At 66.3% G+C, this 18839-nt stretch carries 24 protein-coding genes and 1 tRNA gene; 15 read left to right on the top strand and 10 right to left on the bottom strand.

Going from position 1 to position 18839, the window contains the following annotated elements; genetic code table 11:
* Nucleotides 1–74 precede the first annotated feature (74 nt).
* The 7 genes from ACWPXE_RS15050 to ACWPXE_RS15020 all read left to right on the top strand — a co-directional run bounded on the left by ACWPXE_RS15050 (nucleotide 75) and on the right by ACWPXE_RS15020 (nucleotide 6728).
* Nucleotides 75–662, top strand: a complete 588-nt coding sequence (locus ACWPXE_RS15050; RefSeq protein ID WP_014240733.1) for a riboflavin synthase — start codon at nucleotides 75–77, stop codon at nucleotides 660–662.
* Entirely contained in the window at nucleotides 659–1783 is a 1125-nt protein-coding gene (ribB, locus tag ACWPXE_RS15045; RefSeq protein ID WP_454018475.1) for a 3,4-dihydroxy-2-butanone-4-phosphate synthase, read from the top strand. Before ACWPXE_RS15050 ends, ribB begins: the two co-directional genes overlap by 4 nt.
* 21 nt (nucleotides 1784–1804) lie before the next feature.
* Nucleotides 1805–2269 carry a 6,7-dimethyl-8-ribityllumazine synthase gene (locus tag ACWPXE_RS15040; protein WP_014240735.1) on the top strand — a complete coding sequence of 155 codons (465 nt, stop codon included), beginning with the start codon at nucleotides 1805–1807 and terminating at the stop codon, nucleotides 2267–2269.
* 33 nt (nucleotides 2270–2302) lie between these two features.
* Nucleotides 2303–2875, top strand: a complete 573-nt coding sequence (gene nusB / locus ACWPXE_RS15035; protein WP_454018474.1) for a transcription antitermination factor NusB — start codon at nucleotides 2303–2305, stop codon at nucleotides 2873–2875.
* Nucleotides 2853–3872, top strand: coding sequence for a thiamine-phosphate kinase (gene thiL / locus ACWPXE_RS15030; RefSeq protein WP_454018473.1), 1020 nt, complete (start codon nucleotides 2853–2855; stop codon nucleotides 3870–3872). The genes nusB and thiL overlap by 23 nt, the downstream gene beginning before the upstream one ends.
* Nucleotides 3873–3955: 83 nt before the next feature.
* Nucleotides 3956–4420 carry a hypothetical protein gene (locus ACWPXE_RS15025; RefSeq protein WP_454018472.1) on the top strand — a complete coding sequence of 155 codons (465 nt, stop codon included), beginning with the start codon at nucleotides 3956–3958 and terminating at the stop codon, nucleotides 4418–4420.
* Nucleotides 4421–4625: 205 nt separating this feature from the next.
* Nucleotides 4626–6728, top strand: coding sequence for a sodium-translocating pyrophosphatase (locus ACWPXE_RS15020; RefSeq protein ID WP_454018471.1), 2103 nt, complete (start codon nucleotides 4626–4628; stop codon nucleotides 6726–6728).
* 89 nt (nucleotides 6729–6817) lie between these two features.
* Here the strand turns inward: ACWPXE_RS15020 and ACWPXE_RS15015 are convergent, their stop codons facing one another.
* Nucleotides 6818–7285, bottom strand: coding sequence for an outer membrane protein assembly factor BamE (locus tag ACWPXE_RS15015; protein WP_014240740.1), 468 nt, complete (start codon nucleotides 7283–7285; stop codon nucleotides 6818–6820).
* 129 nt (nucleotides 7286–7414) lie between these two features.
* Between ACWPXE_RS15015 and ACWPXE_RS15010 the strand changes: the two genes are divergently transcribed.
* The 8 genes from ACWPXE_RS15010 to ACWPXE_RS14975 all read left to right on the top strand — a co-directional run bounded on the left by ACWPXE_RS15010 (nucleotide 7415) and on the right by ACWPXE_RS14975 (nucleotide 12284).
* Nucleotides 7415–7972 carry a ubiquinol-cytochrome C chaperone family protein gene (locus ACWPXE_RS15010; RefSeq protein WP_454018470.1) on the top strand — a complete coding sequence of 186 codons (558 nt, stop codon included), beginning with the start codon at nucleotides 7415–7417 and terminating at the stop codon, nucleotides 7970–7972.
* A gap of 132 nt (nucleotides 7973–8104) precedes the next feature.
* Nucleotides 8105–8713 carry a YceD family protein gene (locus tag ACWPXE_RS15005; RefSeq protein WP_454018469.1) on the top strand — a complete coding sequence of 203 codons (609 nt, stop codon included), beginning with the start codon at nucleotides 8105–8107 and terminating at the stop codon, nucleotides 8711–8713.
* A 105-nt stretch (nucleotides 8714–8818) separates the two neighbouring features.
* Nucleotides 8819–9004, top strand: a complete 186-nt coding sequence (rpmF, locus tag ACWPXE_RS15000; protein WP_014240744.1) for a 50S ribosomal protein L32 — start codon at nucleotides 8819–8821, stop codon at nucleotides 9002–9004.
* 49 nt (nucleotides 9005–9053) lie between these two features.
* The gene (gene plsX, locus ACWPXE_RS14995; RefSeq protein ID WP_014240745.1) at nucleotides 9054–10106 is read left to right on the top strand and encodes a phosphate acyltransferase PlsX; all 1053 of its coding nucleotides are present in this window, start codon (nucleotides 9054–9056) and stop codon (nucleotides 10104–10106) included.
* 4 nt (nucleotides 10107–10110) lie between these two features.
* Nucleotides 10111–11082, top strand: a complete 972-nt coding sequence (locus ACWPXE_RS14990) for a beta-ketoacyl-ACP synthase III (RefSeq protein ID WP_454018468.1) — start codon at nucleotides 10111–10113, stop codon at nucleotides 11080–11082.
* 138 nt (nucleotides 11083–11220) lie between these two features.
* Nucleotides 11221–11559, top strand: a complete 339-nt coding sequence (locus ACWPXE_RS14985) for an integration host factor subunit alpha (RefSeq protein ID WP_174439151.1) — start codon at nucleotides 11221–11223, stop codon at nucleotides 11557–11559.
* Nucleotides 11560–11612: 53 nt separating this feature from the next.
* Nucleotides 11613–12122, top strand: a complete 510-nt coding sequence (locus tag ACWPXE_RS14980; protein ID WP_454018467.1) for a MerR family transcriptional regulator — start codon at nucleotides 11613–11615, stop codon at nucleotides 12120–12122.
* A gap of 85 nt (nucleotides 12123–12207) precedes the next feature.
* Nucleotides 12208–12284 (top strand) — tRNA-Pro (locus tag ACWPXE_RS14975).
* Here the strand turns inward: ACWPXE_RS14975 and ACWPXE_RS14970 are convergent.
* The 9 genes from ACWPXE_RS14970 to ACWPXE_RS14930 all read right to left on the bottom strand — a co-directional run bounded on the left by ACWPXE_RS14970 (nucleotide 12235) and on the right by ACWPXE_RS14930 (nucleotide 17954).
* The gene (locus tag ACWPXE_RS14970) at nucleotides 12235–12912 is read right to left on the bottom strand and encodes a tyrosine-type recombinase/integrase (RefSeq protein ID WP_454018781.1); all 678 of its coding nucleotides are present in this window, start codon (nucleotides 12910–12912) and stop codon (nucleotides 12235–12237) included. The genes ACWPXE_RS14975 and ACWPXE_RS14970 overlap by 50 nt on opposite strands.
* Nucleotides 12913–13577: 665 nt before the next feature.
* Nucleotides 13578–13955: a hypothetical protein gene (locus tag ACWPXE_RS14965; RefSeq protein ID WP_454018466.1), complete on the bottom strand. Its 378-nt coding sequence runs from the start codon at nucleotides 13953–13955 to the stop codon at nucleotides 13578–13580.
* Entirely contained in the window at nucleotides 13948–14337 is a 390-nt protein-coding gene (locus ACWPXE_RS14960; protein ID WP_454018465.1) for a DUF4326 domain-containing protein, read from the bottom strand. The genes ACWPXE_RS14965 and ACWPXE_RS14960 overlap by 8 nt, the downstream gene beginning before the upstream one ends.
* A complete protein-coding gene (locus ACWPXE_RS14955; protein WP_454018464.1) occupies nucleotides 14330–14530 on the bottom strand; it encodes a hypothetical protein in 201 nt (66 codons plus the stop codon). The genes ACWPXE_RS14960 and ACWPXE_RS14955 overlap by 8 nt, the downstream gene beginning before the upstream one ends.
* Nucleotides 14523–15023 carry an ASCH domain-containing protein gene (locus ACWPXE_RS14950; protein WP_454018463.1) on the bottom strand — a complete coding sequence of 167 codons (501 nt, stop codon included), beginning with the start codon at nucleotides 15021–15023 and terminating at the stop codon, nucleotides 14523–14525. Before ACWPXE_RS14950 ends, ACWPXE_RS14955 begins: the two co-directional genes overlap by 8 nt.
* Complete coding sequence (locus ACWPXE_RS14945) at nucleotides 15016–15327, bottom strand: hypothetical protein (protein ID WP_454018462.1); 312 nt, start codon at nucleotides 15325–15327, stop codon at nucleotides 15016–15018. The genes ACWPXE_RS14950 and ACWPXE_RS14945 overlap by 8 nt, the downstream gene beginning before the upstream one ends.
* Entirely contained in the window at nucleotides 15320–15886 is a 567-nt protein-coding gene (locus tag ACWPXE_RS14940) for a VUT family protein (protein ID WP_454018461.1), read from the bottom strand. The genes ACWPXE_RS14945 and ACWPXE_RS14940 overlap by 8 nt, the downstream gene beginning before the upstream one ends.
* Entirely contained in the window at nucleotides 15883–16557 is a 675-nt protein-coding gene (locus tag ACWPXE_RS14935; RefSeq protein WP_454018460.1) for a hypothetical protein, read from the bottom strand. Before ACWPXE_RS14935 ends, ACWPXE_RS14940 begins: the two co-directional genes overlap by 4 nt.
* Complete coding sequence (locus ACWPXE_RS14930) at nucleotides 16554–17954, bottom strand: hypothetical protein (RefSeq protein ID WP_454018459.1); 1401 nt, start codon at nucleotides 17952–17954, stop codon at nucleotides 16554–16556. Before ACWPXE_RS14930 ends, ACWPXE_RS14935 begins: the two co-directional genes overlap by 4 nt.
* Between the last annotated feature and the right edge of the window lie 885 nt (nucleotides 17955–18839).

Genomic DNA, 18839 nt, shown 5'->3' with positions numbered 1-18839 from the left:
GCAACAGTCCGTTGCGTGCCGCGCCGTGCGGATGAATCTTTCACACGATTGAAAACCTGCTAAATTGCCGGCCCATGTTCACCGGAATCATCACCGATGTTGGGCGCGTTCGGGCCGTGGAACGGCAGGGCGACACCCGGTTCACCGTCGAAACCGTCTTCGCTATGGAGACGGTTCCCATCGGCGCGTCCATCGCCAACAACGGCGTCTGCCTGACCGTGGTCGAGAAGGGCCCGGGCTGGTTCGCCGTGCAGGCCTCCGCCGAGACCCTGTCGAAGACGACGCTGGGCGGCTGGGCCGAAGGCACGCGCATCAATCTGGAGCGGGCGCTCAAGGTCGGCGACGAGCTGGGCGGGCACATCGTGTCCGGCCATGTCGACGGCGTCGCCACGGTCGTGGAGGTCCGCGCCGACGGCGAGTCGAAGCGCTTCACCTTTGAGGCGCCGGCCACCCTGGCGAAATACATCGCCTCCAAGGGCTCGGTGGCGCTGGACGGCGTGTCGCTGACGGTGAACGAGGTCGATGGTGCGCGCTTCGGCGTGAACATCATCCCGCACACCCAGGATGCGACCACCTTCGGCGCGCTGAAGGCCGGGGATCGGGTGAACCTGGAAATCGATATGCTCGCGCGGTATGTGGCGCGGCTGGCAGGGCAGGAATGACGTCCGAGTTTCACGAATATCTGTCGCGCCCCGAGGAGATCCTCGAGGAGGCGCGCCAGGGCAAGATGTTCATCCTCGTCGACGACGAGGACCGCGAGAACGAAGGCGATCTGGTCATCCCGGCCCAGTGCGCGACTCCCGAGGCCGTGAACTTCATGGCCAAGTACGGGCGTGGCCTGATCTGCCTCGCCATGGACCAGAACCACATCGAGCGGCTGCGCCTGCCGCTGATGGCGCAGCAGAACGGCACCCGCCACCAGACGGCCTTCACCGTCTCCATCGAGGCGCGCGAGGGTGTCACCACCGGCATCTCCGCCGCCGACCGCGCCCGCACCATCCAGGTCGCCATCGACCCGACCGCCGGACCGGACGCCATCGTGACGCCGGGCCATGTCTTCCCGCTGCTCGCCCGCGACGGCGGCGTGCTGGTCCGCGCTGGCCACACCGAAGCCTCGGTGGACATCGCCCGCATGGCCGGGATGACCGCGGCGGGCGTGATCTGCGAGATCATGAACGACGACGGCACCATGGCCCGCCTGCCGGATCTGGTGAAGTTCGCGCAGTTCCACGGGCTGAAGGTGGGCACCATCGCCGACCTGATCGCCTACCGGCGCCGCACCGAGACGATCGTCGAGCAGAAGCTCGCGGCGACGCTGGACAGCCGCTTCGGCGGGCGTTTCCAGATGTACGTCTACGTCAACAAGGTGGCCTACGCGGAGCACATCGCGCTGGTGCGCGGCGACATCTCCGGCGACGAGCCGGTGCTGGTGCGCATGCACGCCCTGTCGGTGCTGGACGACGTGCTGGGCGACCGGAGCGCCGCGCGTGACGGCGAGCTTCAGGCCTCCATGGAAATGATCGCGCGCGAGGGCCGCGGCGTGATCGTCCTGCTGCGCGAGCCGATGGCGAACAGCCTCACGGAATCGGTCAAAGCGCGGCTGGAAGGCCACGAGAACCCGACTCCCGCCCTGCGGGATTATGGCGTCGGCGCGCAGATCCTGCTGGACCTGGGCGTACGCGACATGGTTCTGCTGTCGAACCGCAAGAAGTCCATCATCGGGCTGGAGGGGTACGGCCTGACCGTGCTCGGCCACCGCCCGATCCCCCTGCAAGACCAGTAACCGCCAGCCGAGCGACCCGAGATGACCGAAAAGCCCCATCTGATGATCGTGGAAGCCCGCTTCTACGAGGACATCGCCGACGAGCTGGTGAAAGGCGCCATCGCCGAGATCGAGAAGGAGGGCGCCACCTACCAGCGCGTCTCGGTCCCGGGATGCCTGGAGATCCCGGCGGCGATCCTGTACGCCCTGCGTTCCATGGACTTCTTCACGGCGCGCAAGCGCTTCGACGGCTATGTCGGGCTGGGCTGCGTGATCCGTGGCGAGACCACCCATTACGACATCGTGTGCAACGAGAGCGCCCGCGGTCTCCAGGACCTCGCGCTGCGCTACGCACTGGCCATCGGCAACGGCGTGCTGACGGTGGAGAACCGTGAGCAGGCCTGGGCGCGGGCTTCCGTGACGGCCAAGAACAAGGGCGGTTTCGCGGCGCGCGCCTGCCTTGACATGATCGAACTCAAGCGCCAATTCCGCCTCTATCCGCGGTAACCCCGCGGTGCAATTCCTGACAGTAAGAGCATCATGAGCAACGACGACGCGGCTGGCCGCGCGAAACAGAAGCGCGGCTCCCGGAACCGGACGGGTGGCGGATCGGCCAAGGCCCGGCGCAAGGCCGCGCGCCTTGCCACCGTCCAGGCCCTGTACCAGATCGACCTGAACCAGATCGAACCGACCGGCATCGCCGTGGAATCCGTGATCGGCGAATTCGTCAATCACCGGCTGGGTGAGGAGATCGACGGGGCGAAGTTCGTCGCCGCCGATCCGCAGCTGTTCGCCGACATCGTCCGTGGTGTCGCGCACCGCCGGGCGGAGGTCGACGGCATGCTGGCCTCGGCCCTGGAGCCGCGCTACGCGCTGGACCGCCTGGAATTGCTGATGCGCGCCATCCTGCGGGCCGGCGCCTATGAGCTGTTCGTCCACAACGACACGCACCCGCGCATCCTCATCAGCGAGTATGTGGACGTGGCGCACGCCTTCTTCGCGGGGCGAGAGCCGGGCATGGTGAACGGCGTGCTCGACCATGTGGCCCGCGCGCTGCGGCCGGATGAACTGGCCCAGCCGGACCCCAGCCGTGACCAGCCCAAAGACCGCTAGGGCACAGACCGGCAAGCCGCTCGGCGAGTTCGGGCGGATCGACCGTTACTTCAGGCCGCTGGCGTCCGGTTTTCCGGGCGCCCGCGGGCTTGCCGACGACGCCGCCGTGTTCGGCGTTCCACCGGACCAGGAACTGGTCGTCACCACGGACGCCATGGTGGCGGGCGTCCATTTCTTTCCCGACGACGCGCCCGGCGACATCGCCGCAAAGCTGCTGCGCACCAACCTGTCGGACCTCGCCGCCATGGGGGCGGCTCCATACGCCTACACCCTGGTCACCGCCCTGCCGAAGACGGTGGGGGAGGACTGGCTGGCCGGCTTCGCCGCCGGTCTTGGCGAGGATCAGGCCCGGTTCGGAATCGCGCTGGCGGGCGGCGACTCGGTCTCGACCTCCGGACCCATCACCCTGTCGGTGACCGCCTTCGGTCTGGTGCCGAAGGGCGGGGCGGTGCCGCGTTGGGGCGGGCGCCCCGGCGACCGAGTCTACGTCACCGGCAGCATCGGCGACGCGGCGCTCGGCCTGCGGATCGCCTACGGAACGCTGGAGGTGACCGACGACTCGGCGCGCGCCGTGCTGCTGGGGCGTCTGCGGCGGCCCGATCCGCGGACCACGCTGGGGCCGCGTCTGGTCGGGCTGGCGACCGGCTGCCTGGACGTCTCCGACGGTCTGGTCGCGGATCTCGGCCATCTCTGTGAGGAATCGGGCTGCGCCGCCGTTCTGGAGTCGGGTCGCGTGCCTCTCTCGGACGCCGCAAGGACGGTGATCGGCGATGATCCGGTGCGCTTCGCCATGGCTCTGACCGGCGGCGACGATTACGAACTGCTCTTCACCGCCGCGGAGGACGCCGCGCCGGCGCTCGCCGCCCTGTCGGCGGAGACCGGCGTTCCGGTGACGGCCATCGGCCATCTCGTGGAGGGGGCGGCGGGAGACGTCACAGTGACCGATGCGCAGGGGCGGGTTCTCGACCTGCCGACTCGCGGCTGGGACCATTTCTGACAGCCTCCCGGTGGCGCGACTCCGCTTAACGCAATCGAAAGCAGGGCGGCGCTAGGCTCCATCCGTTCCGTATCCGGGAAGGGATGGGTGTGATCAAGGCCGTCATATTGCTGGTTTTGGGCCTGCTGCTGCTGGGTGGCGCGGGCTTCGGCGGCTGGATGATCTACAACAAGTATTTCGTCGAGCGTGAGGAGTCGGCCCCCAAAAAGGAGGAGCCGCCGCCCAAGCCGCCCACCGGCTTTGTCCGCATGGCTCCCTTTGTCGTTCCGGCCATCGGCACGCAGAAGGTCGAGCAGTTCGTGACCGTGGTCGTCACGCTGGAGGTCGTTCTCGACAAGATTCCCTATGTCCAGGCCCGCCAGCCGCTCGTCTACGACCGCTGCCTGTCGACCCTCTACGCCGCCGTGGACGACCGGTCGGTGATGACGGGCAACTTGGTCAACATCATTGCCGTAAAAGAAAAACTTGCCGCTGCCGCTGCGAAAGTCGTGGGAGAGGGTGTGGTGCAAAATGTTCTTGTTCAGGTGGTTACACAGCGCAATTTGTAACCGTTCTGAAAAAAGCCTATCCGAAAGTCAGGAGCGCCTCGGCCAAATCGCCGCGCCTATTCGGGCGTGGCGGCTGTTGCATTGTGCCATTCTCTTCGGCATCCTTTTTCGGAACAACTCGCCCGTCATCCACCTTCGTTTGTACGGGTCGTTCTCACGACAAGGCGGTAATCGGGCCCGAAACCATAAGAATTTGGGGGAACCGATGGCAGCAGCGTTCGTCATCATCATCGCCAGCGGCCTGTTGGCCCTGGCGTATGGGTACTACGCGGGCAAGCAAGTCATGGCGGCCTCCGCCGGTTCCGACCGCATGCAGGAGATCGCTGCGGCCGTGCAGGAGGGCGCCCGAGCCTATCTGAATCGCCAGTACACCACCATCGCCATCGCCGGCGTGGTTCTTCTCATCATCCTCGGCGCCTTCCTCGGCCTGCATGTGGCGATCGGCTTCCTGATCGGTTCGGTCCTGTCGGGGGCAGCCGGCTATATCGGGATGAACGTGTCGGTGCGGGCGAACGTGCGCACGGCCCAAGCGGCGACCCATGGCTTGGCCCCGGCGCTGGACATCGCCTTCAAGGCGGGGGCGATCACCGGCATGCTGGTGGTCGGGCTGGGTCTGTTGGGGGTGGGTGTCTATTACGGCATCCTGACCATGATCTACCTCGTGACCGACCCGATCGAGGTCCGCTCCGTGCTGGAGGCCCTGGTCGCCCTCAGCTTCGGCGCCTCGCTGATCTCCATCTTCGCGCGGCTGGGCGGCGGCATCTTCACCAAGGGAGCCGACGTCGGCGCCGATCTGGTGGGCAAGGTCGAGGCCGGCATCCCGGAGGACGATCCCCGAAACCCCGCGGTGATCGCGGACAATGTGGGCGACAATGTCGGCGACTGCGCCGGCATGGCCGCCGACCTCTTCGAAACCTACGCCGTCACCATCGTCGCCACCATGCTGCTGGCGGCGATTTTCTTTTCGGGCGAGGTGATCCGCCTGTTGCTCGTCTACCCGCTGGTCATCGGCGCGGTCTGCATCGCCGCCTCCGTCGCCGGTACCTTCTTCGTGAAACTGGGCAGCAACAACAACATCATGGCCGCCCTCTACAAGGGTTTGGCCGCTACCGCGGGCATCTCGCTGGTGCTCATCCTGATCGTGACCGCGATCATGTTCGGCTTCACCCGACCGATTCCCCTTAACGGCGGCGGCTATGTGACCGGCGGCAACCTGTTCGTCTCGTCCCTGGTCGGGCTGGGCGTGACCGGCCTGCTGGTGTGGATCACCGAATACTACACCTCCACCGCCTTCCGCCCGGTGCGCAGCGTCGCCCGCTCGTCGGAGACCGGGCACGGCACCAACGTGATCCAGGGCTTGGCCGTGTCGATGGAGGCGACGGCGCTTCCTGTCCTGGTCATCTGCGTCGGCATCATCATCGCCTACGGGCAGGCCGGCATCTTCGGGATCGGCATCGCGGCGACCACGATGCTCGCTCTGGCCGGCATGGTGGTGGCCCTGGACGCCTACGGACCGGTGACCGACAACGCCGGCGGCATCGCGGAAATGGCCGACATGCCGAAGGACATCCGCGTGACGACCGACGCGCTGGACGCCGTCGGCAACACCACCAAGGCGGTGACCAAGGGCTACGCCATCGGTTCCGCCGGTCTGGCCGCGCTGGTGCTGTTCGCCGCCTATGTGCAGGATCTGAAGCACTATTTCCCGAACGTGGCGGTCGAGTTCCGGCTGGACGATCCCTATGTGGTCGTCGGGCTGCTGATCGGCGGCCTGCTGCCCTACCTGTTCGGGGCGATGGGCATGACCGCGGTCGGGCGCGCCGCCGGATCGGTGGTGGTCGAGGTGCGCCGCCAGTTCCGTGAGATCAGCGGCATCATGGAGGGTACCGCCAAACCCGACTATGGCCGTGCCGTCGACATGCTGACCCGCGCCGCGATCAAGGAGATGATCATCCCGTCGCTGCTGCCGGTGCTGGCGCCGGTGGTCCTGTACATTGTCATCGCGGCCATCGCCGGTCAGGCGCAGGCTTTCGCCGCTTTGGGCGCCATGCTGCTGGGCACCATCGTGACGGGGATCTTCGTCGCCATCTCGATGACCTCGGGCGGCGGCGCCTGGGACAACGCCAAGAAGTACATCGAGGAGGGGAACCACGGCGGCAAGGGCTCCGACGCGCACAAGGCGGCGGTGACCGGCGACACCGTCGGCGACCCGTACAAGGACACCGCCGGCCCGGCGGTCAACCCGATGATCAAGATCACCAACATCGTGGCGATCCTGCTGCTGGCAATCCTCGCCCAGATCGGCTGAGGCGGATCGACGGGTCGCCTACCGGATCGGCACCAAAAGAAAAGCCCCGCGGAAGCGGGGCTTTTCGCGTCTCTGCAGACTGGTTGACGTCAGCGGCCGGGGCCACGGTTGCGCGAATCCTTGGCGGAGAAGCGCCCGACGTTGCCGAGCATCTGTTCGAGGAAGCTCAGCTCGCGGCCGGCGGTGGGGGTGCTGCGATCGACGATGTCGATCTGCTGCCCGTCGGTGGCGTCGAGCTGCTTCATCTCGGTCACCACGCCAGCGTCGTCGAAATGGACGACGACGACACGGCGCTCCATCACGCTCGGCTGGAAGAAGGCGACCTTCTCCGTCTTCTGGCCGATGTAGTACCAGACATTCTGGTCGAAGGTTCCCACGGAGGTCGGCGTGCCGAGGATGTCCGCCACATCCTCCCGCCGCGACTGGCCGGCCTTGATCTCGGCGATGCGGTCGGGGTCCGCCATGTTGCCGCGGGTCGCCACGGTGGGCGAGCACGCGGAGACGGCGAGACCCAGAAAGGCGAAGGCGCACAGCGCCGAAGGAATCGATCTCGTCATGGTGCTCAGGCTATGATGGCGCGGGAGGACCGCCGGACCCTTGCGGCAGGCCGGACTCCGCCCGCAATGCCGGGACAATCGCATCGCGCGGTTTGTCCTGTCAACGAAACTCCGAGCGAGAGAGAAACCGTGCTTGACCGCCTGTTCCGGCGTCGGCGTGAAGCCCGCGCCGTCGCCGATTTCTATCTCACCATCGCAGCGCAGGCCCGCCTGCCGGCCTTCTACCGTGACCTTGGGGTTCCCGACACGCTGGACGGGCGCTTTGACATGGTGGTGCTTCACGTCTTCTTGGTGATGCGCCGCCTGAAAGGGCAGGGGGCTGCTGCCGCGGACCGCTCGCGCCTGCTCTTCGAGGCGATGATCGATCATTTCGAAAAGTCGTTGATGGAGCAGGGGGTGGGCGACAGCGGAGTCGGGCGGCGCATCAAGACCATGGCGCGCGGCATCGCCGGCCGGATCGAGGTATACGACCGTGCGCTCGCCGCCGAAGACGGTGACGAAGGCGACGCGGCGTTGCAGGTTGCGCTCGACAACAACGTCTATGGCACCGCATCGGAGGTCCCGCCGCAGCGGCTGGCCGTCCTGGCGGCCTATGTCCGGCGCGAGGCCGCCGGGCTGGAGACGCAACCGCTGGAGTCGCTCATGGCCGGAGAGGTCCGCTTCGGTCCGCCTCCCGGCGCCGGCTGATCGCACCCATCGGGTCTCTCCTTACTATAGGCCGCGCCAATTGGACTTGCCTTTCCCGGCGTCCGAATTCATCTGACACTGAGACGAAGGCGCCCGCTCCAGAACGGGCGCTGTGACAAGGAACTGCCTGATATGCGCAACACGCCCCCGCTCTCCGCCGGCCCCGCTCCGGAATTCTCGCGCATCGTCCGCGCCGACGCCGTCCACCGCGACAGCGATCTGGTCGAAACCATCGAGGCGACGGAGGCCGAGCGCAAGGCGCTGGCCGAGCGGTTCGAACTGGAGGGAATCGGACGACTGATCGCCCGGGTCCGCCTGCGCTCCGTGCGCGGCGGACAGATGGTGCGCGTCGAAGGGGAACTGGAGGCCGACGTGGTGCAGACCTGCGTCATCACGCTGGAGCCGGTGCCCGCCCAGGTTTCCGACCGCTTTGGCGCTCTGTTCGCGCCGGAGTCGATGGTCCCCGGCGAGGAGGACGAGATCGAGATCGACCCGAACGTCGCCGAGGAGGACATTCCGGAGGCGATGACCAACGGACGCATCGACATCGGCGAATTGGCCGCCCAGCATTTGTCCCTGGCGCTCGACCCCTATCCTCATGCAGAAGGCGTGGCGTTCGACGGATACAGCGAAGGCGAAGAGGAGGAGGAGGCTGCGGCCCCCGCCGATGATGATGCCGGCGCCGACCCGGAGAAGCCGAACCCGTTCGCCGCGCTGGAACGTCTGAAACGACAGAATTGAGGGCGGAACGGGCTTGCCCTTCGGGGGCAATTGCCGTATTGAATGCCGCTCGCGTCAGGCGGCCCCTCTTCGGGCCGCCTTTTACAATGAAGAGAGTTTACGGCCATGGCTGTTCCGAAGAAGAAGACCTCCAAGTCGCGCCGCAACATGCGTCGCTCGCACCACGCTCTCCCGACCTCGTCCTACGCCGAGTGCTCGAACTGCGGCGAGCTGAAGCGCCCGCACCATGTCTGCGGCTCTTGCGGTCACTACGACCAGCGCGAAGTGGTTCAGAGCGCTCCGGCGGCCTGATGGCGGTTTGGTTGGCCGCCCTACGTCCTAGCCAGGGAGCCTGTCCGCGGTGAGCCAGCGCCTGACCATTGCCCTTGATGCCATGGGCGGTGACAAAGGACCCGACATGGTGATTGCCGGGGCGGATATCGCCCGCGAGCGTCACCCGCAGGTGCATTACCTGCTGTTCGGGGACACCGCCCGCATCGAGCCGCTGCTCGCGCAGCGGCCCGCCTTGAGAGCGGTGGCCGAGGTGCGCCACACCCCGGACGCCGTGGCCGGCGACGCCAAGCCGTCGGTCGCGCTGCGCGCCGGGCGCCAGTCGAGCATGCGTCTCGCCATCGACTCGGTGGCGGGCGGGCAAGCTGCCTGTGTGGTCTCCGCCGGCAACACCGGCGCGCTCATGGCCATGGCCAAGTTCGTGCTGAAGACGATTCCCGGAATCGACCGTCCGGCCATCGCTTCCTTCTTCCCGACCCTGCGGGGGGAGAGCGTCATGCTCGACCTCGGCGCCAACACCGAATGCCAGCCCGAGAACCTCGTGCAGTTCGCCGTGATGGGCGCGGTCTTCGCGCGCACCGCGCTGAACCTGTCCGAGCCGACCATCGGCGTGCTGAACATCGGTTCGGAAGAGGTGAAGGGGAACGAGGTGGTGCGCGCCGCCGCGACCCGTCTGCGCGAAATGCCGCTGCCCGGGCGTTTCCACGGATTCGTCGAGGGCAACGACATCGCCACCGGCACGGTGGACGTGATCGTCACCGATGGCTTCACCGGCAACGTCGCCCTGAAGACCGCCGAAGGCACGGCGAAGCTCTTCACGGAGTTCCTGCGCCGGACGTTCCAGTCCTCCTGGACGGCGCGTCTCGGCTACCTGCTGGCCCGCGGGGCCTTCAAGCGGTTGAAGCAGCGCACCGATCCGCGCCGCTACAACGGCGCCATGTTCCTGGGCCTGCGCGGCGTCTGCGTGAAGAGCCACGGGGGCACCGACGCCATCGGGTTCGCCAACGCCATCGGTGTGGCCTACAATCTGGCGGCAAACGGTTTCAACGACCGAATCAAGGAAGAGATGCAGCGTCTCGCCGACGCCAAGCCTCTTCCCGACACGAAGGCGGCGGCGGTCTAACATCATGGTCAAGCGTTCCCGAGTTCTCGGCTGCGGTTCCTACCTCCCGGCCAACGTCGTCACGAATCGCGACCTTGAAGCCCGCGTGGACACCTCGGACGAGTGGATCGTCCAGCGCACCGGCATCAAGTCGCGCCACATCGCCGCCGACGGGGAACTGACCTCCGACCTCGCCATCGCCGCGGCGACCCGTGCGCTGGAGCATGCCGGGGTGGACGCCGCCAGCATCGACTGCATCGTGCTGGCAACGACGACTCCGGACAACACCTTCCCGGCCACCGCGACGAAGGTCCAGGCGGCTCTGGGGACCAAGGGTTTCGCGCTGGACATCCAGGCGGTGTGCGCCGGATTCGTCTACGCTATGGCGATTGCCGACAACTTCATCCGCATCGGGCAGGCCAACCGCGCCCTGGTCATCGGCGCGGAGACCTTCTCCCGCCTGCTCGACTGGAAGGACCGCACCACCTGCGTCCTGTTCGGCGACGGCGCCGGGGCGGTGGTGATGGACGGCTACGACGCCGCCGGGACGTCGGCGGACCGCGGCGTTCTATCCACGCACCTGCATTCGGACGGCGCCCAGTACGGGCTGCTCTATGTCGATGGCGGCCCGTCGACCACCGGCACGGCCGGGCATGTGCGGATGAACGGCCAGGATGTTTTCCGCCACGCCGTCAGCAAGCTGTCCTCGGTCGTCGAGGAGGCCCTGGCGGCCAACGGCCTGGAGCCGTCGGCGGTGGACTGGCTGGTGCCGCACCAGGCCAACCAGCGGATCATCGACGGCATCGCCCGCAAGCTCAAGCTGCCCTCCGACAAGGTTGTGTTGACGGTGGATCGCCACGGTAACACTTCCGCCGCCTCGATCCCGCTGGCGCTGTGCGAGGCGGTGCACGACGGCCGTGTGAAGCGTGGCGACCTGATCCTCATGGAGGCCATCGGCGGTGGCCTGACCTGGGGTGCCGCGATGGTGCGCTGGTAAGCGGCGCACCCACTTCGCTTTCCGGCACGGGTGCGTTTGCTGCGCCGCTCACAACGACGCGATCCAAGCTTTTGAATTGACCGGGTTCTTTCCCCGGATTACGGTTTTTCCCCTATGGTTTCGGGGGGGAAGCGAACCATGTCACAGAACACCGTCACCCGCGCGCAGCTCAGCGAAGCGGTCTACCAAGAGGTCGGCCTGTCGCGCAACGAGTCCGCCGATCTGGTCGAAAGCGTCCTGGAGGAGATCTCCGACGCTCTGGCCCGCGGCGAGATGGTCAAGATCTCGTCCTTCGGCAGTTTCCAGATCCGGCAGAAGGGGCAGCGGGTCGGCCGCAACCCGAAGACCGGCGAAGAGGTTCCGATCCTGCCCAGGCGCGTTCTGGTCTTCCGGGCGAGCCACGTCCTGAAGAACCGCATCAACGAGGTCGTGGAGGCGGAGGAAGCCGAGGCGCAGCGCGTGAAGGCGGCTTCCTGAGCCGCCGCACGGACCGGCCGACAACGTAGGTTTCCCGGAAAGGTTTCCCGGACATGAAGGCGCGCGGCACCACGAAGTCCGCCACGGCGTTCCGCACGATCAGCGAGGTGTCGTCCGATCTGGACGTGCCTCAGCATGTGCTGCGTTTCTGGGAAGGCAAGTTCCCGCAACTCCGCCCGCTCAAGCGCGGTGGGGGGCGGCGTTACTACCGCCCGGAGGATGTGGACCTGCTGCGGCAGATTCAGAACCTGCTGTATGGCGAGGGCTACACGATCAAGGGTGTCCAGCGTCTTCTGAAGGACGGGAAGGTCGACGACGATTCCGAATCCCGCAGGCCCGAATCCCGCAGGGTGGACGTCGGGCCGGACGAGCCGGATGCCGTCGAGGCCGCTGCGGAGGAGGCACCCGTGGCCTTGTCCGCCATGGAGGAGGCCGCTCCGGATGTTGCGCTGGACAGCCTGCCGGACACCATCCGGCAGGCCATCGCCCAGGCCCTCGACGAGTTGAGGGAGGCGCGTCTTCTGCTCGCAGTGGGGGAGGATAAGGAAATTCGAGGGGTATGAAAAAAAGTGAACTGTAGCGCTTGCGTTGGACCAAGGTCCCGGCTATAGTCCCGCTCCCTTCCGGAACGAAGGGCGGTCCGTCGAACGGAGCGTAGCGCAGCCTGGTAGCGCATCAGACTGGGGGTCTGGGGGTCGCAGGTTCAAATCCTGTCGCTCCGACCAATGTTCCGGACGGTGAAAAGGCCTCTAAGCTCAATGGCTTAGAGGCCTTTTCTTTGCCTGTCGCAAGGGGCGTTTGCGAGCCGGCAGTCTCGCCTGTTTGCGAAATCTGTTTGCGAGTTGGTACAGGATCGGGATCGCCGGCCGCCTTCATGGTAATGGCGTCGACAGCGCGCCGGGCCGCCTCGTCCGCCACGCGCAGGTACCGCTTCGTCGTGTCATAGCTCTTGTGACGCGCGAGCTGCTGAGTGACAGCCGCCGGCGCGACGTGGGCAACCGCTGTGACGTAGCTTGCCTTGGTGTCGTGGAAGCGGTGCTTGATGCCCAGCGCCTTGCAGGCATTCTGCCAAGCTTTCATGGGGCTCTTGAGCGGTAGCCATGGCGCCTTGGTTGGGTCCTTCGGCTTGCCACGTTGGTATGCGAACAGGTAGGGCACCTGCCTCTCCTTGGCCTGCCGGATCAGCCGACGCAGAAGTTCTATAGCCTCCTCATTGGCGGGAACGAACTCCGCACGCTTCGCCTTTGTGTCCTCTGCCGCAAGCCAGACGCCTCGGTTGTTCAGGTCGACTTGATCTACGGTCAGGCTGAACACCTCCGCCTTGCGGAAGCCCATCAGGCGGACCAGCAGCATGCCGTCAGCGAGATAGGGCGGTGTCCGGGAGCGCAGGGCGTTGAGATCGTGGTCGGAGACGGGCCGGGGCAGATGCTCGGCCTCAGCCAGCTTGGGCACCTTCGGCGAATCGGGCAGGAGAGAGCGGCCGGCACTGTCCTTCTGGCTGTGAGCGATGGCCAGGGCCTCGCGCAGCGTCACGAGGTACCGATTGATGGTCGAATCGGCACGGGTCCGCCCGTCCTTCGAAGGGGCGTAGCTGGAGGCTCGCTCTTCCGGCGTGCAGGCCTTCGGTCCGCCGCGATAGATCATCACGGGCTGAGAGCGTGCCCAGGCGATATAATCCCAGATGCGCTGCTCAGTGATATCGGATACAGGAGTGGCTGCTCCAAACCAGATAGCCAAGTCCCGGATGTAAATTTCCTTGTTTGTCCAATCCTTGTTGCCGCTCTTTCGAGAACTGTATGCGGCAAACATTTGTGCAATGGTGTAAGTGTTTGGGATGATGGGCGCTGTAGGCTCTTCCTTATTCGCCTCCGTTTTTAGGGCTTCCTCAATTCTCTTGGCGTCAGTCTTGGTCTTGGCTGGCTCGCCGGTAATGGGATCAACGCAATACCCGGCGTGCCGCTGGCCATTGCGGACGAAGTTGAACATCCATCGCCCGCGCTCCTTGTTCTTATATACGGTCATTGCCGTCCTCTTGGCTTCGCTGCACCATTGGAAGGCTGCGGCAGAATCCCCAACTGTTGCAAGTATGAGAGAGCTTCCAAGTGTGCCGCACTCGCCTTGGTGGGCTTCGGCTTTGGCGGTACCCTCTTGCCGCTATTGGCGATTTTCCCTCGGTTGCGGTAATCCTCGATGGAGGAAACGAGGATGCGAACCCCACGCTTTCCCAGCCGGTGCCCCTGCAACTCTCCGTCCTTCAGCAGCTTGCGTATGTGCCACTCGTCTGCGTCGAGCAAGGTCGCGGCCGTGCTGACGCGCACTGATCGCTCCAGGCCGAAGAGTGAATCGACTTGCTCTGGATCGGCTGCGACTCGGAGATGGGATTGACGTTTAGCCAATCGCCACCTCCCGCGCCTCCAGCTTGTCGGCGTCCGACTCGAGCATGGGCTGGTTGGCCAGCTCCAGCAGAACGTCGGCGTGGCACGGCTGGTCGGGCTTGCACCAACAGGCGAGGTTCTTTCCGCGCAGCGGCTCCAGCCAAGCCCGGTTGATCTTCAGGAGCGCAGGCACGGTGCGCTTGCGGAAGTAGAGCACCGCGTCCTCCGCCGTCGCCGGTCCGATCTTCGGCTCCCCGGCGGTATGATCGGACCCCATCATCACCATGTCGCCGACGGCACAGGGGTTCCCCCATCGGCTACCCCGCCCGACGTAGACGGTGTTCGCCGGCATCCGCCAGCCCTTCGACCGACGGCGCTGGATGCGTTGCGGGGTGTCAGCCACGGTCACGCTCCCGTTCTTGCCGAAGCTCATCCCGCACAACCCAGTCAAGATGGGCGTCGATCAGCTTCGCCACCGCCTTGCGCTCAGCGGCGACCAGCTTGAGCGTGCGAGCGGCCAGCATCGCGCCAGCGGTGGAGATCGCCGCGCCGGTCAGCGAGAGGATGACGGCCATGGCCAGATCCAGGTTAGGCATGGATCGCCTCCACCTGCTGGCGGACCGCGGACATCACCTCCGGCGATGGGCTGAAGAAGCTCAACGCCCCCTTGCACGGGATCGGCTGGGCGAAGGCCACCGGGTTGCGCAGCACGAAGCCGAAGCGTCCGAAGAACCAGGGGCTGTCCGACTGGCTGACGCAATCCGCGATCTCGACCGTGCCGACGATGCAGCCGCTGGCCGCCTTCAGCATGGCGGGGGTGAGGCGGCGGATTGGCTGGCCGGCGTCGTCCGTGGGGAACGCGCTGTCGAGCGGGCGGAAGCCGGTGGAGCGCATGATGCTGCCCGCCTCGTCGGCGTCCTCCATCGCCTCCTCCTGGCGCCACCATGACGAGGCGTGGATCAGGACGGGGCCGCGGTAGCTGGTCGGCCAGCCGCGGTTCTCGATGTCCTTGCCCATGTGCAGGATCGCCCACCACCAGGGCGCCCGGATGGAGAGGGCCTTGGCCGGCAAGATGAGCTGGTCACGCATCGGCGACCTCCATGCGCTCGGCGCCGGGTCGGACGCTCGCCGCACCCAGCTCGAACGCCTCGATCAGCGCCCGGACCTGCCGAATGGCATCGTCCGGGAACATGCGGCGGAAGGGGCGGTTCTCCAGCACGGCCAGCAGCTCGCAGGGCGCGAGGCCGCCGCGTTCTGCCAGCCGTTCGAGGGTCTGGCCGTGGTTGATTTGCGCCTGTGCCCTATGGGGCGCGACAAGGCTCCAGGGGATTGACCGGGGGGCGTCGGCCGGCCGGCGGTTTGGGTAGAGGATGGGGAAGGCGCGGTCAGCCATGGGAAGGCTCCTTCGTCTCGACCGGTGCGAAATCGATCAGGTGGCTGCGGCGCGCCATGGCGATCAGCGGCAGGCTCAGCAGGATCATTTCGGCCTTGCCGATGATCTGGCCGGAGAGGTGGGCCAAGCTGCCAAAGGCCAGCCAGAGGAAGAGGGTGCTGTCCACCAGGAGGCCCACTGCGCCGGAGGCGGCCACAGCCAGAACCAACCCCCGGCGCTGGAGCGGGGTATAGACCGCGGTGTCAGCTAACTCGCTGAACAAGAATGCCGCCGCCGACGCAGTGACCAGAGCCGGAGGAGCAATAAGCGCGGCCAGCAGCGTCCCGACCAGGACGGCGGCCAGGGACCAGCGGAGGCCAAGAGCGCGCTGCACCACATCCCGCAGGACCAGAGCAGCGCCGATCAGCAAGACGTCGCTCGGGGTGAGAATGCCGGGGGCAACAGGGATCAGGCACGGCCCCAGCGGCATGCAGACGGTGCCGACGGTCTGGATGAGCCAGTTCGAGGCGGGGATGGTGGCGGCATAGGCGGCCGCCGAAAAGCCAATGACGCGGTTCATGCGGCACGTCCATTCTGATGAGCGCCGCCGAGTTGGAGCGACGGTTCGCGGTTGAGTTCGTTCAGCCAGCCGATGAGGCGTAGCAGGTTGTGGTCGGGAGCAGGGGCGAGGAAGGTGCCGTCGACGCTGGTGCAGTTCCACATGGACCCGGTGCGCAGACGCCTCTTGCTGTTCACGCGACCCATGTGCACAGGCTTGCCCCGCCTGCGGGCCTCGTCCGTCAGTTCCCGAGCGTGGTGCGACAGCTTCCAGTCGGTGAGGCCGCCGATGAAAAGGACGTCGAACGCATCCCACTCCACCAGCTGATTTTCCAGGCCGTCCTGTGCGACGTAGGCCGCTCGATAGCCCAGGGCGCGAATGAGCGGCAGGACTGGCGCTGACCGCTGCCAAGTGGCAACCGCATCGCCAACAATGTCTGGCGCTACAGCGAAAAGGCATGTCGCGCGCCACGGCGCCATGCGGCGGAGCCACTCCGTGAAGCCTTCGACGGTGAAGCCTTCGGGGTCAGAAAAGCAGGCGTTGTCCCCCGCCCACGCCGTGGACGACAGGTCGGGGCGGTTGCCCATTGCCGGCGTCAGCATCACCCCGAGATCGGGACGCGGTTCCGGAAGAAGGTCCTTCCGCTCACCAAAAATAGCCGGGTGAACGACGCCGGAGAGGTATTGGATCACGGCCGCGCCTCCCTGGGGGCGGGAGCGGAGGCCCGGCGCGTCGGCCCCGGCGGAAGAACGCTGAGCGGCAGAGCGTGAGAAGGGTCGATATCAGCTCCGGAAGCGCTTTCCACCCAGCCGATGGCCGGCACGCCGTCTTCTTCGTCTCCGCTTTCATAGCGACCGATGCAGATTTCCGGGTCGTCAGCCGGGCACCAAAGCAGCCATTCGTCCCCGGTCATGTGCTTTTCGGTGATGGGCCTCCACCCCTCCCCGCTCTGTTCCGCCGGAGCGGCAGGAGAGGCGGAGAGCGCAATCACACCAAGGACGTTCGGGTCGTCGCGATGGAAGGAGACGTACGGCACCCACAGGTGGCCTGTTTCGGTGACGTGGCCTTCGCCGATGTGCGTGTCGCCTCCGGAAATGCGGAACTTCAGCAGGATCGGCGCACCTTTTTCGGTCGGGGCCTCGCTGGGTGGCCGCCACCCCTCCACCCCTCCCGGCGCTGCGGCGGGCGCAATCGACCACCCGTGGAACCATGCGAAGGCGCAGTAGGCAGCCACGTCGAGCGGGTCGCCCTTGTGGACGTGTTCCACCACGTCGCTGATCAGCTTCTCGCGCCAATCATCGCGCTTCCATTCATCGCGCAGCCTGTACTTGGCCTCGGCCAGCAGCAGCTTTTCCGCGAGTGCGGCGGCGAAGTCGGTCACCAAGTCGGCGGTGTCGGGGTGCAGGCCGACCGGCAGGGGGATGTAACCGATCGGCAGCGGCGGTTGCGGCGCTGCGGCGGGTGCATAGACGCGGGCGGCGTCTCCATTCTCCCGATCGTACGTGACGCGGTATTCACGCTCGCCGGTTTCGTCATCATCAATGCATTCGATGGTGCAGGTGATGCTCGGCAGACTCACCGCGCGCTGGAACGTGATCGTCGAGACGTCGCCGCCGACCATGCCGGAGTTCCTGGCCCAATCCTCCGGGCTGTCCCATGGCGTCTCGTTGTCCTTGTCGTCCCACCACATATCGGCGCGCTCGGTCAGGTCCGGGGCGGCCCTCAGCGCAACCGGGTCCTCCGGCCACCACTGGCGGGCGAAGTCCGCGAGGATCGCGTAGCCGGCGGCCATGGTCGGGGCGTCGAACATGGACTTGAGCAAGTCCATCAGGTCGCGGGACAGGTAGCGCTCACGCTTCAGCGCGTCGCTGTCCGGGGCGGCCTCCACGGCGAGCGGCGGAGCCGGGCGAACATTGTCCGGCGGGGTGCGCCAGACGTCACCCTTGCCATCGGTCATCTCGATGTACGAGCCACCGTTGAACTTGGCCTTGGAGGTGCCGCGGCGGATGAAGAAACCGAACTTTTGCGGGTTGGCGTCGGATGCCGCGATCATCTCGACGCGGTCGCCGAACCGGTAGCTGGTGGTCATGGAGGGGCGTTGGGGAGCCTCCTCCCGGACGTAGCCCCGGCGGTCTTCGTCGTCGTCCCAGATGTCTTCGATGTCAGGCATGGGGGTCTCCTCAGACCGCAGGGGTGATAGCCGACGTGTGAGGGGCGGCAGGTCCAGCCGCCGCCAGCTGCTCGACCACCTCCGGGCCGGTCCACCGGGGCGCGTTGACGGGGTGCGTCAGGCCGTGGGTATCGTTCCGAAGGGGTATGCGGACAGGGCAAGGGCCACAGGCTCCGACCCTACGGACACCTTCGAACAGTCTGCGCAGGGGGGTTCGGACACCCCTACGGACACTACGAACAGGTAAGCTAAGCCTTTGATTCCGTTATGTTCACATACACCCCTACGGACACTACGGACAGGGTTCGTAAGTCTTTGATTTCGTTCACTTCAAACAGGTTCCTACACACCCCTCTCCTCCTAACGGAGGAGTAAGACACCGCCTCCGCATGGCGGTGTCTTACCTGCCAACTTCCGGAAAGCTGGAATAACCCAACGAAACGTCATCGCCCTGACCGAACCTGTCGCTGTGGGATCTGTCGCCTTCGTTTCGGGCCAGCGGTACACCGTGCTTGGCACCCGGCCGCACATCCGCCTCGACGGCATGGAAACCACCTTGGTGATTTGGCAGTCCCACTGCGCTCGTTGCGGCGCTCCGTTCACGGTGACGACCGCGATGAGGGCGCATTCGATAAACCGTCGTTGTCCGAAGCACAGGCGGCCGGGCTCGAAGGTGCGGAGTGTCATGCTCGCGCCGGGGGATCGTCGATGATTGCCTGGGGTGGTCGGTGCCGCCCGTCAGTCGCTGGGCGGTGAGCGGAAGCTTGGCGGCTCCAGCTGAGCGAACCACAGCGCAGTGCCACG

The sequence above is a fragment of the Azospirillum sp. Marseille-Q6669 genome (genome assembly GCF_965111635.1).
This window is presented reverse-complemented; position numbering and strand designations above follow the sequence as displayed.